The following is a 13682-nucleotide window of genomic DNA, read 5'->3' as shown; positions in this document are numbered from 1 at the left end:
GAGCGCTCGCCGATGCCTGCCAGCACCCCGCCCGAAACTCCGAAAGCCGGTGCAATATCGGGGCTCGTCAACCTCGACAGAGCACGCGCCAAGATGGCCGAAGCGGGCCTGGACGCGATGGTGTGCGTTGTGCCCGTGAATGTCTATTACTTGAGCGACTACGAATCCGACTGGCTGTTCGACTACGCCTGGGCCGCCTGCGCCATCCTGCCGCTTTCCGAACAACACCCCGCGACGCTGATCGTGCATGACGTGGAGCTCACCAACCTCGCCGAATGTCCGAGCTGGATGCCCGAATTGCGCGTTTACGAAACCCAGGTGGGCGACGATATTTTCTGCCACTACACCGTGGACGAGGACGCCGAACTCCAGGAAGCCGACCGCAAGACGCTTGCGCTGATGGAAGCGACCCGCGCAACTGCCTCCGTGGGCGTGATCGAAGCGATCCTGAAGGCGCTCGGCGAGGCAGGCTATCGGCGGCTGGGCTTCGACGACGCGCGCCTCTGCGCCCTGTGCGCGGAGCGCCTGGCCGGCGTCGAATGCATCGACCGGCCGGACCTGATGACGCAGATCCGGGCCGTCAAGACACCCGCCGAACTGGCGCTCATGCGCGAGGCCGGACGCCGCAATCAGCGCGCCCTGGGCGCCGCCATCAACGCTTCCGGGGTGGGTGTGAACTGGTCGCAGGTGCGCCGCGCCTGGCATCTCAGCGTGGCCGAACAGGACTGTATGCCCTGGTGCATCTACGTAGGCGCCGGACACAAGAGCATGGGCCTCTGGCACGATCACGACTACCCGATCCGCGCCGGCGACCAGTTGTGCTTCGATTCCATGCTTACCTGGAAGCGTTATTTCGGTGATATGCAGCGCACCTGCGTCGTCGGCAGCCCCAGCGCCAAGCTGGAGCGCTACTGGAAGGCCGCCTTCGACGCCGCAGAGGCCGTGTTCGACGCCATGCGGCCGGGCGTCAGCACCATCGACCTGCGGCGCCTGGCGCTGGACGTGGGCCAGCGCGGCGGCATCAAGGGTTTCCGGCACGCCTTTATCCACGGGCTTGGCCTGGAACACCTGGAACTTCCCGGCGCCGCGCCCGGCCTGAGCGGTTTTACGCTGGAGGAAGGAATGGTTGTGAACATGGACATGGAAGTGTGCGAGATCGGCTTTGGCGGCATCTACTACGAGAACACGCTGCTGATCGGGCGCAACGGTCCCGAGTATCTCTGCGACATGCCGCGCGAATTGATCCACCTGCCCTGCTGAACGGCCAATAACCGGTGGCGAAAAGAAACGACTGGCTGGGCGACCCGATGCTGGACCGCATGATGAACGTCATCATGGGGCTGGCCGAGGAGCTTTACGTAACCCGCGACCGCTTGCGCGTGATGGAGCAGGTCTTGGAAGAAAGTGGCGCCCTGCGCCGCGACGAGTTGGACGGCTGGCGGCCCGATGAGCGCCAGCAGGCCGACATTCTGCGGGACCGCGACGCGTTTGTATCCGCCATTCTGTCGCGCGCCCTGGAGCCCGCGCCCAAACGACAGAAACCCTAGCCCGCCGCCGCCGCAATGCAGCCGAAACCTGATCGATTCGCGCGCGTGCTTCGCACCCGCGATGTCCTGACGCTGTCGTTCGGCGCCATGATCGGCTGGAGCTGGGTATTGATGACCGGTTACTGGGTAAGCAATGCCGGCAGCCTGGGGACGCTGGCGGCGTTCGCGGCGGGCGGCCTCGTGATCGGATTCATTGCACTGACCTACGCCGAGCTGGCCTCGGCCATGCCGCGCGCCGGGGGCGAGCACGTCTATACGCAGGCCGGGCTTGGCTACGGCTGGTCGTTCCTCTGTACCTGGGCGCTGCTGATGGCCTATGTCACCGTCTGCGCATTCGAATCGGTGGCGCTGGCCACTGCCGTGGAACACCTGTTTCCGCAAATCCGCCTGGGTGAGTTGTGGCAGGTTGCGGGTGCTTCGGTGGATGGCGGCTTCGTGCTGGTGGGAGTGCTTGGCGCCGTCGCCATGACCTGGATCAATGTGCTGGGAATCCGCACCGCGGCCGTGGTGCAGGGCATCGTCACGACCGTGATCTTTCTTTCCGGCGTGGTCCTCATTGCCGGAGCGGCCAACTTCGGCGAGCTCGAGTTGGCGCAGCCCTGGATCGCATCGCCGGCAACCGGAATTCTGGCCGTCCTGATCATGGTCCCTGCGCTGCTGGTGGGTTTCGACGTTGTGCCTCAATCGGCCGAAGAGATCGACCTGCCGCCACAGCGCATCGGGCGGCTGCTGATCCTCTCTCTGGTACTGGCCGTGGCCTGGTATGGAGCGGTCGCCTTTTCCGTGGCGGTGGCGCTAACGCCCGAAGAACTGGCCGGCGACGGCCTGATAACGGCCGACGCGGCCAGCCGCCTTTGGTCGCGCTTCGCGGGAGGCTCCTGGGCTGGCGTGGCGCTCACTCTGGGCGGCATCGGCGGAGTGCTCACCAGTTGGAACGCCTTCATGATCGGCGGCAGCCGCGTGGTTTTCGCGCTGGCAGAATCCGGGACGCTGCCGGCTGCCTTCGCCCGCTTGCACCCACGCTACAAGACGCCCTACGTGGCCGTGCTGGCGATTGGCGCGCTCTGTTGCATCTCGCCGCTGTTCGGCAGCCGGATACTGGTGTGGCTGATCAATTCCGGCAGCTTCGCCGTAGTGGCGGCGTATGCCTTCGTTCCCGTGGCATTCCTCGCGCTGCGCAAGAAACGCCCGGAAATGCCACGTCCCTACAAGCTGCGGTACCCACGCTTCGTGGGCATAACCGCTATCGCGCTGGCGGTGGGCATGCTGTTTCTTTTCCTGCCCTTCAGCCCCTCGGCGCTGGCCTGGCCGCAGGAATGGGGTCTGGTGCTCGGCTGGGGCGCCGTAAGCGTGCTGATCTGGCTTACCCGCCGCAAGAAGTAGCGCACAACGCGCGATGAACAGCAGGTTCCACCTTGTTCCGGCTGCCTGTCGCCCCGGGGCTTGGTACGCGCCAACAGGCGCGAGTCCGCTGGGCTGCGGGGTTCTTCGCGAGGGAGGAGTGGCCAAAGCTACGATTGCTTGGGAAAGGCGTTTGTGGGCCGTGAAGGGCGCGATTCTTGCAGCGTTCGTTTTGGGCGCCTGGAGCGCCGGAAGCTTCGCGTGGGCGGACTCGCCGCAACAAAGTTCCGGTTCGATTGCGTGGGGACCGCAAGTGGCACGCTCGGGGCTTTCGGCGGTGGCGGGAGCGCGAGACGATATAGGTCCGGGCTTCGGCGAAGCGCTGGCGCGCGCTGCGCGGGCCGCGCCCAACGGCGCGTCGCAGTCATCGTTTGTGAACGACAGCGGACGCACTGCCAGCCAAGTTTCCGTGGCAGTAATCCGTGACGAGGCGGGCAACCTGGTTTATGAGGTATCCGACGGGAGCTTTGCCAAGCGCGCACCCGGGCACGGCGGCGCGGTGCGCCTCGCTCTTTTCGCCGCAGTGCCGGCGTACATCGAGCCGGACCCGTCCTCATACCCGCACGACTTGCTCGGTCTCTGGTCCCACGACGGCGAGCTCGGCGCGTTCTGGACCAGGAGTCCGGCGCCGCCGCCGGCGCTTGACGTTCGAGGTCTGCGGGCGCAGGAAATCGTTTACCGAGGCGACGCGGTGGGCCTGCACATGGCCGGGGAAACCGCGACGCAGTTCGTGGCGCAAGTTGAGTTGGCCGCCGACTTCGGCGCGCAAACGCTTGGCGGAACGTTGAGCGGCCTGCGCACTTTTTCCGGTGATGCTCTGGGCGGCGCTCCGATTACGTTGGGCGAGGTGCGGATTGCCATGAGCGGCGAGCCGCTCGCGGGCGAAACATCCGCCAGGATCGATGGCCGCGGGAGTTGGGGATTGCGATGGGCCGGCGCAGATGGTTCTGCGATGGGCGGCACTTTCGGCTTCGCCGCTGATGACGGCAGCCTCGCGCTCTTGGGCGCATTCCGCGCAAACTCGAGCGCCGGAAGGCGCGGCGCCACGAACAAGCCCGGCAGCCGTGATCACGACGCGGTGGCCAGAAGGAGACCCCGCTAAGCCGCCGCTCGAAGGCGCTGCAAAGCCAGCCTCCACTCAACCGCTTGGAACGCTCCCGGCGACGGCGTCATTTGAAAGGTTAAACGCCCTGCTTCAGCCCGGCTTCGATGAATGGTTGCAGCGCGCCGTTGAGGACCGCCGAAGGGTTGCCGGATTCGACGCCGGTGCGCAAGTCCTTCACGCGCGACTGGTCCAGCACGTAGGAGCGGATCTGGTTGCCCCAGCCGATATCCGCCTTGCTGTCCTCGAGTGCCTGCTGCTCGGCGCGGCGCTCGCGTTCGGCCAGTTCGAAAAGCTTGGCGCGCAGTTGTTTCATGGCGGTGGCGCGGTTCTTGTGCTGAGAACGCTCGTTTTGGCACTGCACGACGATGTTGGTCGGAAGATGCGTTATGCGCACAGCCGACTCGGTGCGGTTCACGTGCTGGCCGCCGGCGCCGCTGGCGCGATACACATCGATGCGCAAATCGCTCGGATCGACCTCTACCTCCGTGTCCGCCTCGATTTCCGGAGAAACAAACACGCTGGCGAACGAGGTATGGCGGCGCGCGCCCGAATCGAACGGCGACTTCCGCACCAGCCGGTGCACGCCCGTCTCGGTGCGCAACCAGCCATAGGCGTAATCGCCGCGCACATGAATGGTGGCGCTCTTCACGCCGGCAACTTCCCCCTCGGAAGCCTCGATCAGTTCAGCCTTGAAACGGTTCTGCTCACAGAACTTGAGGTACATGCGCAGCAGCATCTCCGCAAAATCCTGAGCGTCGTGTCCGCCGGAGCCGGACGTGACTTCGAGAAAAGCGTTGGCTGGATCCATCTTGCCGCCGAACATACGGCGGAACTCCAGTTGTTCCACCTCGGCGACCAGCGCCTCTACACCCTTCCCCAGGTCGGCAAGCGTCGCTTCGTCGCGTTCCGAAAGCGCCAGTTCCAGGAGCTCACCCAAGTCCGCAGCCTCGGCGGACAAGCGGTCCAGAACTTCGGTGGTCGATTTCAGGGCCGCGCGTTCCCGGCCCAGGGCGCCGGCCCGCTGCGCATCGGACCAGACGGAGGAATCGGAGAGTTCGGAATCGACCTCGGCTAGGCGCCGAACCTTGCCCGCGTAATCAAAGATACCCCCTCAGGGCTTCCAGACGCGCCCCGATATCCGCAAGCACAGGCTTGAATTGCGACGTTTCCATAACCGCGAAAGCGTACGCCAGCCCTCCCCACAACGCAACACCGAACCGCTGCCCGACCCGCCAGACTACCGTTACCTTAGCCCCGCTTCGGCAATCACCATCTCGCCCACGACACCGCGCATCCACTTCTTCGTGTAAGCCTGCTTAAGTTCCTTCCGAGTCCGGTACCCGGCCGTCTCCAGCAGTTCCTCGACGGACACAAGATGGTCCCGGAACCCCAAGCACACGCCCGCTCGCAGACTCGCCCGATCAGGACCTGACAACAGCCATTCCCCTGACCGCCCCAGCGCGTGAGCCCATAGCGACTCCTCGCCACGGTCCAAAGCGATCCCACCGAGGCGAATCGCCAGTTCCGCTCGTTCTAGATCCGTTACGTCATGCACTTTAGCAAACGACTCCCTCAACGCGGCGACTTCAATCCATTGCTCCCGGGGCCGGTTCTTGTAGCCGGTCTGCGTCTCCGTCACGCAGTCCTCCACGGTCTCAATGCTGAACGCACCCACCAACGCGGCCCATGTTGCTGTCCTATACCCTTCGATTATGACGTTCGCGTCCACCAGCACGACGCAACCGGGCCGTACGCCGTCGTTCATAGCTCAACTTTGTACTCGACATCGTGGGCTGCCAATATCGCCGGCAGTTCCCCAACGTGCGAGTCCACCAGCGACGCCGCGCGCCGCGCCGAGACATGACCTTGCTGCAACGCCATGTGGAGCACCTCCGCAAACGGCTTCGAGAACAGCGGGGGCTGGGACCCAACCTCCAGGCCGCCATTGTTGCGCAACGAAGACTCCGGAATGGCCCGCGCTCTCGCGGCCGGCAATTCGCCGAGGTTCACAAGACGCCACCTTAGCGCCGACGACGTCACCTTGAGGTCCGATGCAACGCTATTGAGGCTGTTCACCAGCGTGTCCGAGTCCAACTGCCCCCAACGTCGTGCCTGCTGCGTGACGTCCGCCGGCATCAATAGTGCGGCCGCAAAGTTGTTGGCAAGCTGCTCCACGCGACTTCCCCCCGTCTCCTTCGCTTCCTCGACATGCTTCGGCGGCATCGCTTCCCAAGTCAGCACGTGGAACAGTTCATGCGCCAAGTCATAATTTCGACGTCCTTCTACCTCGCCTCGCGCAATGAGCACTGCGTCCAACTCCGGAAGGCGACACGCAGCCCCGGAAATCCCTTGCTCCGCGTCGACCATGAGCACCAAGATGCCCAGCTTCTCTTCCATCGCCTCAACGAGGCGCTCCGCAGGCACGTCCCCCAAATCGAGTTCGGCCGAGAAACGCTCGCCTGCCTCAATCGCTTCCTCATAGCTCGACCGGCGGGTCAGTCCGAGCGACGGCCGCAGCAACCGCGTCTCCCGCCCGACCTTACCCGCCAATGTCCGGTACGCCGCGATCCATCGGCTTGCCGCACTTTCGTACTCCTCAAGACGTTCCGACGGAACACCGCTCTGTCGCCACGAGAACCGGGCTTCTCCTTCCAAGCGGAACGGGTCCGTGAAGTACTCCAATGGCGCCCCCAGTTGCTCGGTAGCAAGCAGTAACTCCTGCGCTGTTACTCGCCGCACTCCCGTCTCGATTGCAGAAACCGTCTGCCTATCCTTGAATCCCAGCATCCGCGCCACGTCGTCCTGCGACCAGCCCCTCGCCTCCCTCAGCGCCTTTATCCTGTTTCCGATGAGGTCTCTCATCACACCAACTCCCATTCTCAAGTAAATCTTGCATATGGCTATAAGCAAGAATTTTATGCTCAAATTGACTTGTGCTCAAGCCAATTGACGTTGACAGACTCCGCTGGAGCGCGCGGCGTGCGGTGCTACTGCCGAGATTCAACGCCTCGGGCGGTTAACCAGCGAATAAAGAGAGCCGGCGTCCTCGCCAGTCGATTCGCTCAGCAGTGTAGGTGCATCAATTCTGAACGGCTTCAACCTTAGCGGATGCGCAGGGCGGCGGCCACCGCGCGGCCTTCGGACAGTAGCACGTTGTAGGTACGGCAAGCCGCGCCCGTATCCATTACTTCGAGCCCTACTCCGCGGTTCAGCAGCGCCATTCCAAGCTCGTGCGGCGGAAAGCTCTGCCGTTCTCCCGTCCCGAGGATAATCAGGTCCGGCTGTTCGTCGAGGAGCGGCTCCAAGTGTTGCAGAGCAATCGTTTCGTCATCCGCCAGCGCCCAAGGGCGCACTTCGCTGGCGTTCAGCAGCACCGGTTGGCGCCAGGTGTCCTGACCGATGCGCAATTCCCCGGGGCGCCACCAATGCACCCGCAGCGCGCCTGCAGATTCCAGTTCTAGCTTCAAAGGGCAGACCGATTCGCCGCTAGGCGGAAAACTGTTCCCTGAGCTTGAGCTTGCTCACCTTGCCGGTGGCCGTATGCGGCAACTCGTCCGCGAAACGCACAGCGTCGGGTATCCACCACTTGGCTACTTTGCCTTCGAACCAGGCCAGCAATTCGTCCGCGCTGGCCTCGGCGCCTTCCTTCAGGCACACAACCAGCAAGGGCCTTTCGCTCCACTTCTCGTGCGGCGTGGCGATGACCGCTGCTTCGCTGACCGCGGGATGCGCCATGGCCACGTCTTCCAGTTCGATGGAGCTGATCCACTCGCCGCCCGACTTGATCAGATCCTTGGTGCGGTCCGTTATGTTCATGAAACCGTTCGAATCGATAGTCGCAACATCGCCGGTATCGAACCACCCGTCCTCAAGCGCGGACTCTTCGGCGCGGTAGTAGCGGCTGGCGACCCACGGGCCGCGCACCTGCAGCCGGCCAACCGATTTGCCGTCTCTCGGCAGTTCGTTGCCTTCTTCGTCCAACAGGCGCATTTCCACGCCATAGGGGGCCCGCCCCTGAGTCAGGCGCTGCGCGAGAAGGGCGTCTGCGCTGAGCCTTCCGGTTTCCGCCGTGGGCGCATTCACGCTGCCCAAGGGGCTCATTTCGGTCATGCCCCAAGCGTGGCGCACCTGGATGCCATGGAGCTCCTCGAAGTCCACCATCATGGAGCGCGGGCAGGCCGCGCCCCCCACTACCAGGCTTTTGACCGTTTCCAGGCGCTTGCCGGAGGCGTTCAGGTAATTCAGCAAACCCAGCCAAACCGTGGGCACGCCTAGGGCAGTGTCCACGCGCTCCGCGTTCATCATCGCCACCAGCGCCTCGGGGGCGCCTGCCTTGGGGCCGGGCAGGACCAGCTTGCTGCCGACCATAGGCGCGCAATAGACAACGCCCCAGGCATTAGCGTGAAACATCGGCACGACCGGGAGCACACTGTCAGTGCTTCGCAGGCTGATGACATCGGACAGCCCGCTGGCATAAGTGTGCAGGACCGTGGACCGATGCGAGTACAACACGCCCTTGGGGTTGCCGGTCGTGCCGGAGGTGTAGCACATCGAACTGGCCGTGTTCTCGTCGAGGTCCGGCCAGTCGTAGTCATCGTCCTCGCCCTCTATCAGTTCCTCGTAACTGAGCAGGCCGGGCACGCCGGACTTCGGCAGCGAGTCCTTCCCGCACAAGAGTATGTAGTGCTCGACCGTGGGAAAAGCCGGGTGCAGCTTTTCCAGCAACGGCAGAAGCAGCGGATCGGCGAAAACGTAACGGTCTTCGGCATGATTGACGATGTATTGCAACTGCTCTGGAAACAGACGGGGATTGATAGTGTGCAAAACCCCGCCCAGACAGGAAACGGCGTAATACAACTCCATGTGGCGGTGGTCGTTCCAGGCCAGAGTTGCCACCCTGTCGCCCGTTTTGAGCCCCAGGCGCTTGAGCGCGTTGGCCAGTTGCGCGCAGCGGCGGAAAATCTCGGCATAGGTGGTGCGGTGCGCCGGGTTCTCGACGGTGAGCGAAAAGACCTCCGAGGCGCCATGCTGCGCGTTCACGTGCCGCATCAGGCTGGTCACGGTTAGCGGGTAATCCATCATCAGGCCGTTCATATGCCGCATCCCTCCGCTCTATGGCTTTCCGGCGCAGAATGTAGCACAAGCAGCCCACGCCTTTCGTTCTGGAAAACGTATGGTATATCTGGATTTCGTAAACATTTTCGTTGAAGCAAGATGAATTTCGCTCGGATACTTTTCCTGTCGTTGATGGCCATTGCTATCAAAGCCGTCGCCAGCGCCAATGACGAAGACGCCGGGAATTCCCAAGCAACCGCGGCGAGAGACTGCGACAAGCTGTATAGCCGCTCTTACGGGAAAGAGAGCGTCTGGAAGCCGTTGCATCACTTTAGGTCTATTGCACGGCAATGCGGGGGGATGCCTCGATACAACATGCTCAGGGCACAACTGGAATCGTTTGTAGGCAATCATGCAGAGGCCCTGGACTATTGGGACAGAAGCTACGAGAGACGAATAGATGATCGGGAATCAACTGCTATTCATGAAGAAAAAAACTTGGGATTTCGGGTAGAAAATGCGGTTTCTTACATTGTTGACCGATCCTCTAAGCATCGAATAGTCATTGTCAACGAGAGGCATCATGTTTCAGCCGACCGGATATTGACGATGGCCTTGCTGGAACCGCTGTCTCGTCGCGGATATCGCTACTTGGCGCTTGAAGCGCTGTGGCCAGGGGATGATGTGAACAAGAGGGGTTACCCTAGCAGGGACTCAGGCTACTATCTAAACGATGTGGTATTCGCCGAAATGTTGCGGGTTGCCATTTCGCTGGGATACGAAATCGTAGGATACGAAATTGAAGAACATCAAAAGGACATCGAAGACGGTCTTAGCGCACAGGCTCGCAGAGACTACTGGCAGGCTCGCAACATAATAGACAGAACGCTGCAGGAGGACGCCGACGCGAAAGTTCTCGTGCATTGCGGATGGGCACACGTGCAAGAACAAATCACGCCCTCATTTCAGCCGATGGCGCACTTCTTGCGTGAAATTTCTGGAATTGACCCGCTAACTATCGATCAAACACGGCTTGGCGAGCGCAGCTCGGCGGACTTTGACGGCCCTTTGCGCACGAGTGTCGAGCGATTATTCCCGCAAATCGTTTATCCGCTGGTGCTCTTGACCGAGAAAGGAAAGCCACTTGAGATTGGGAAAGGAGTAGATGTGCATGTGGTTTTTCCCCGCACGATATTCCGTAGTGGGCGACCTGCCTGGATGAACATGCTGGGAAAACGGCATCCGGCTACCGTTGCCGTGCCTGAGTGCACCAATGCCGCGTGCATTATCGAGGTGCGGGATCGTGATCGACCTGATGAAGTTGCCTACGATCGTGCTGAGGTCTCAGGGCAGGATTCCGCGCTTTTCTATCTCCCCGCAAATATCGGCCTGGAACTTTTCGTTTTCGCCACCGACGGAAGGCTGCTTGCAAAACGCCAACTTGACATTCGGCGATCATGGAACAGCGCACCGACGCAAGACGTTTCTTGAGTTTGTGCCAATCGATTACCTCCATCATGGAGGCGCAACCGGCGCGGGTGGGCCGAACTAGCCGAGTTGGCGAGGCCGCGGCGCGCAGGTCCGACCTGATGGATTCTCAGTTGCGCGGGGGCAGGAGGTTGATGGGTTCGATGGGCTTGCCGTTGCGGCGGATCTCGAAGTGCAACATGGCGGTGTTGGCGGGGCCGATGCCCATAGTGGCTATGGACTGGCCGGCCTGCACTTCGTCGCCCTCCTTCACCAGAATTTTTTCGTTGTGCCCGTAGGCAGTGAGCCATTCGGGGCTGTGCTGGACAATAACCAGCAAGCCGTAAGCCTTGAGCCCGTCGCCGGCGTACATCACCTTGCCGCTGTCGGCCGCATGCACGTTCTGTCCCTGCTGACCCATGATCCTCACGCCGTAGTCGCCGGCGCGCACGCGCGCTCCCCTGGCGTCTACGCGGCCTTCGGCAGGCCAACGCCACTTGCCGCTTGCTGCAGGCCGCGCCGCGCTGTCGGGACTTGCGCGACCGGTCGGCTTGGGCGCTTGCCGCTCCGTTGAACCGTCGGAGGATTGCCGGGAAGTCCCGCTGCTTGCCGCGGCTTGCGGCTTTTCTGAAGTTGAACGGCTTGCCGTGGAAGAAGTGGCGGCGTCGGAACTAGCCTGCTGTGCGGGCTGGCCGGCCGGCGGCGCAAGCCGCAGGCGCTGGCCCACGAGTATGAGGCTGCCGTCGCCGAGCTTGTTCCACGCTGCGAGATCGCCCACCTTGAGACGGTATCGCCAGGCTATGGAGAACAGCGTGTCGCCAGCAACAACGACATACGTTTCGGGAACGGGATCGGGAGTGACGTCGGAGGCGGTGCTTGCGGGAGACGGCTTCGCGGGGGAGGTTTCGATTGCTGCCGATACCGGCTCGGGCGCCGCTGGTACCGGTTCCGCGGGCGCCGGATCTTCGGGAATCCAGCCCCAGCAGCCGGCAAGGAACAGACTTCCGGCCAGCGAAACGCACAAGGAACCCAAGCGGCAGCGAGCAAGCGGAGATTTCACAGGTACCACCATAACGCAAGCGCGGCCGCGGCAAGGCCCGCAAGCACCCAGCCGAGCGCATCCGAATAGCGTATGGCCCGCAAAGCTCTGGGGCCGAGCCAGGCCGCAAGCCCGCCCACTAGAAAAAATCGCAGGCCGCGCCCGATCACCGAGGCAGTCAGAAACGCGCCCACACCCATGCCCAGGCCGCCGGCGGAAATCGCGAAAACCTTGTAGGGAAGCGGCGTAAAGGCGGCCATGATCAGCGCCCAGTAGCCCCACCGCCGATACCAGTTCTCTACGCGAGCAAATTCGTCGCCCCAGCCCAGGCGTTCGAGCCAGGGCGTAAAGGCGTCGATAGCCAGGTATCCCAGCATCAGCCCGGCCAAGCCGCCGGCCACCGAGAAGGCGGTGGTAAGCGTGACCAGACGCAGCATTCGCCTGGGACTGGCGACGCACATCGGAACCAGCATCACGTCCACGGCAATCGGGAAGAAGATCGATTCGGCAAAGCTCACAGCGCAGAGCACGGCGGGCGCGCGCGGCAATCGCGCCCAGCCCACAACCCGGTCAACCAAGCCTCCCCAACCAGGCGCGGCGTGATTACCCGCGTTCATTTCTGGCCGGGCAGCAGCGGCACGAAAGTCACCGGCGCGAGGCTCTCGCGAAGCTCCCCGTCCTCATGCCGCTCGATGCGCAGTAACTCCTGGCGTTCGGGAGCGCCTACCGGGATCACCATCCGGCCACCCGGCGCAAGCTGGTCCAGCAGGGCCTGGGGCACAGCCACGGCCGCGGCCGCCACCAGGATGCCGTCGAACGGGGCCTGACCCGGCCACCCCAGCATTCCATCGCCATGCCGCAATCGCACGTTGCCGCAGTCCAGTTCGCGGAGCAAGGAGCTGGCCGAATCAACCAACGAGCGTATGCGTTCGATGCTGAAGAGCTGGCGTACCAGCGGGGCCAGTATGGCAGTCTGGTATCCGCAGCCGCTGCCCACTTCCAGAACCTTGCCGGGACGCCGCATATGGCCATCGTCGTCCATCAGCAGCGCCTGCGTCATCAGCGCCACCACGTAGGGCTGCGAAATGGTCTGCCCGGCGCCTATGGGCAGTGCGTTGTCCTGGTAGGCATAGCGCTCCAGGGCCTCGTCGATGAACAAATGCCGCGGCACGTTTCGAATCCGCTCCAGGACTTCCTGGCTGCGTATGCCGCGCTGTTGCAGTTGCTCGGCCAGGCGGCTGCGCGCCCGCGCCGAAGTGAGGCCGATTCCGCTGCGCCGGTGCGAAGCCGATGGCCGGCGGCTCATTGCTGCAGCCAATCGGCGGCGGCCTCAAACCGATTATGGTCGGTCAAGTCGCACTGCAGGGGAGTGACTGAGACCCAACCGCTGCGCACCGCGTGAAAGTCGGTGCCGGGCCCGGCGTCCAGGCCATGCCCCGGAAGGCCCATCCAGTACAGCCTGCCGCCGTAGGGATCATCGGAAACCTTGACCCGCGCGGCCTTGTGCCGATGGCCCAGGCGCGTCAGCTTGAAGCCGCGAATCTCCTCCCAGGGCAAGTCGGGCACATTCACGTTAAGGAGCATGTTGCCGGGCGGCTTGTTGCGGCTCAGGCGCTCGAACAACGCGCTTACCGCGCGCTGTGCCGAGTCGAAATTCCTGGGCGGATAACCCGCCACCGAAACCGCTACCGCGGGCACGTCCAGCACGCGCGCTTCCATGGCCGCGGCCACGGTGCCCGAGTAGAGCACGTCGTCGCCCAGATTAGGGCCGTGGTTGATGCCCGAAAACACCATGTCGGGGTCTTCCGGCAACAGTCCGGTAATGGCGATGTGGACACAATCCGTTGGGGTGCCGGAGCAATACCAGCGGTTCTTGCCCAACTGCGTCAACCGCAACGGTTCGAATAGCGTAAGTGAATTGCTGGCGCCGCTGTGATTGTGCTCGGGGGCAACAATCATGATGTCGGCCTGGCCCAGCAGCGCCCGCTCCAGGGTCTGCAAACCCTCGGCGCGATAGCCATCGTCGTTGGAAAGCAGAACGCGCACCAGCAGCCCCAGATTTCTTCGG

Annotated in this window: 14 protein-coding genes; 5 read left to right on the top strand and 9 right to left on the bottom strand. The window is 63.1% G+C overall.

The window, feature by feature from the left end; all coding sequences use genetic code 11:
* Positions 1-12: 12 nt before the first annotated feature.
* From ACWCOO_RS03650 to ACWCOO_RS03635, 4 genes are all read left to right on the top strand, one after another.
* Entirely contained in the window at positions 13-1260 is a 1248-nt protein-coding gene (locus ACWCOO_RS03650; protein WP_446831601.1) for a M24 family metallopeptidase, read from the top strand.
* Between the two features lie 14 nt (positions 1261-1274).
* Complete coding sequence (locus tag ACWCOO_RS03645) at positions 1275-1547, top strand: hypothetical protein (RefSeq protein ID WP_446831600.1); 273 nt, start codon at positions 1275-1277, stop codon at positions 1545-1547.
* A gap of 15 nt (positions 1548-1562) precedes the next feature.
* Complete coding sequence (locus ACWCOO_RS03640; RefSeq protein ID WP_446831599.1) at positions 1563-2930, top strand: APC family permease; 1368 nt, start codon at positions 1563-1565, stop codon at positions 2928-2930.
* 118 nt (positions 2931-3048) lie between these two features.
* A complete protein-coding gene (locus ACWCOO_RS03635; protein ID WP_446831598.1) occupies positions 3049-4050 on the top strand; it encodes a hypothetical protein in 1002 nt (333 codons plus the stop codon).
* Between the two features lie 79 nt (positions 4051-4129).
* Here the strand turns inward: ACWCOO_RS03635 and prfB are convergent.
* From prfB to ACWCOO_RS03610, 5 genes are all read right to left on the bottom strand, one after another.
* A protein-coding gene (prfB, locus tag ACWCOO_RS03630; RefSeq protein WP_446831597.1) for a peptide chain release factor 2 occupies positions 4130-5225 on the bottom strand; the annotation gives its coding sequence in 2 pieces (ribosomal slippage) (positions 4130-5152 and positions 5154-5225; 1095 coding nt in all).
* A gap of 71 nt (positions 5226-5296) precedes the next feature.
* Positions 5297-5818, bottom strand: a complete 522-nt coding sequence (locus ACWCOO_RS03625; RefSeq protein WP_446831596.1) for a hypothetical protein — start codon at positions 5816-5818, stop codon at positions 5297-5299.
* Positions 5815-6915: a helix-turn-helix domain-containing protein gene (locus tag ACWCOO_RS03620; RefSeq protein ID WP_446831595.1), complete on the bottom strand. Its 1101-nt coding sequence runs from the start codon at positions 6913-6915 to the stop codon at positions 5815-5817. The genes ACWCOO_RS03625 and ACWCOO_RS03620 overlap by 4 nt, the downstream gene beginning before the upstream one ends.
* A gap of 239 nt (positions 6916-7154) precedes the next feature.
* Entirely contained in the window at positions 7155-7520 is a 366-nt protein-coding gene (locus ACWCOO_RS03615; protein ID WP_446831594.1) for an Mth938-like domain-containing protein, read from the bottom strand.
* Between the two features lie 19 nt (positions 7521-7539).
* Positions 7540-9147 (bottom strand): long-chain-fatty-acid--CoA ligase, encoded by a 1608-nt coding sequence (locus ACWCOO_RS03610; protein ID WP_446831593.1) that lies wholly within the window; start codon positions 9145-9147, stop codon positions 7540-7542.
* 120 nt (positions 9148-9267) lie between these two features.
* Between ACWCOO_RS03610 and ACWCOO_RS03605 the strand changes: the two genes are divergently transcribed.
* Positions 9268-10599 carry a hypothetical protein gene (locus tag ACWCOO_RS03605; protein WP_446831592.1) on the top strand — a complete coding sequence of 444 codons (1332 nt, stop codon included), beginning with the start codon at positions 9268-9270 and terminating at the stop codon, positions 10597-10599.
* A gap of 106 nt (positions 10600-10705) precedes the next feature.
* On the opposite strand, the gene ACWCOO_RS03600 is transcribed toward ACWCOO_RS03605, so the two are convergent.
* The 4 genes from ACWCOO_RS03600 to surE are packed head-to-tail and all read right to left on the bottom strand — an operon-like array spanning position 10706 to position 13660.
* Entirely contained in the window at positions 10706-11635 is a 930-nt protein-coding gene (locus ACWCOO_RS03600; RefSeq protein WP_446831591.1) for a peptidoglycan DD-metalloendopeptidase family protein, read from the bottom strand.
* The gene (locus ACWCOO_RS03595; protein WP_446831590.1) at positions 11632-12231 is read right to left on the bottom strand and encodes a YqaA family protein; all 600 of its coding nucleotides are present in this window, start codon (positions 12229-12231) and stop codon (positions 11632-11634) included. The genes ACWCOO_RS03600 and ACWCOO_RS03595 overlap by 4 nt, the downstream gene beginning before the upstream one ends.
* Positions 12228-12920, bottom strand: coding sequence for a protein-L-isoaspartate(D-aspartate) O-methyltransferase (locus ACWCOO_RS03590; RefSeq protein ID WP_446831589.1), 693 nt, complete (start codon positions 12918-12920; stop codon positions 12228-12230). Before ACWCOO_RS03590 ends, ACWCOO_RS03595 begins: the two co-directional genes overlap by 4 nt.
* Positions 12917-13660, bottom strand: a complete 744-nt coding sequence (gene surE / locus ACWCOO_RS03585) for a 5'/3'-nucleotidase SurE (RefSeq protein ID WP_446831993.1) — start codon at positions 13658-13660, stop codon at positions 12917-12919. Before surE ends, ACWCOO_RS03590 begins: the two co-directional genes overlap by 4 nt.
* Between the last annotated feature and the right edge of the window lie 22 nt (positions 13661-13682).

Source organism: Candidatus Foliamicus sp. (genome assembly GCF_965221325.1).
In the GTDB taxonomy this organism is placed as follows: Bacteria; Pseudomonadota; Gammaproteobacteria; order Steroidobacterales; family Foliamicaceae; genus Foliamicus.
This window is presented reverse-complemented; position numbering and strand designations above follow the sequence as displayed.

Bases quoted from the DNA above. Each gene is read 5' to 3' on its own strand.
- ACWCOO_RS03620 (WP_446831595.1), bottom strand. From the start codon at position 6,915: ATGAGAGACCTCATCGGAAACAGGATAAAGGCGCTGAGGGAGGCGAGG.
- ACWCOO_RS03605 (WP_446831592.1), top strand. From the start codon at position 9,268: ATGAATTTCGCTCGGATACTTTTCCTGTCGTTGATGGCCATTGCTATC.
- ACWCOO_RS03590 (WP_446831589.1), bottom strand. From the start codon at position 12,920: ATGAGCCGCCGGCCATCGGCTTCGCACCGGCGCAGCGGAATCGGCCTC.
- ACWCOO_RS03650 (WP_446831601.1), top strand. From the start codon at position 13: ATGCCTGCCAGCACCCCGCCCGAAACTCCGAAAGCCGGTGCAATATCG.
- ACWCOO_RS03610 (WP_446831593.1), bottom strand. From the start codon at position 9,147: ATGAACGGCCTGATGATGGATTACCCGCTAACCGTGACCAGCCTGATG.
- ACWCOO_RS03595 (WP_446831590.1), bottom strand. From the start codon at position 12,231: ATGAACGCGGGTAATCACGCCGCGCCTGGTTGGGGAGGCTTGGTTGAC.
- ACWCOO_RS03625 (WP_446831596.1), bottom strand. From the start codon at position 5,818: ATGAACGACGGCGTACGGCCCGGTTGCGTCGTGCTGGTGGACGCGAAC.
- ACWCOO_RS03640 (WP_446831599.1), top strand. From the start codon at position 1,563: ATGCAGCCGAAACCTGATCGATTCGCGCGCGTGCTTCGCACCCGCGAT.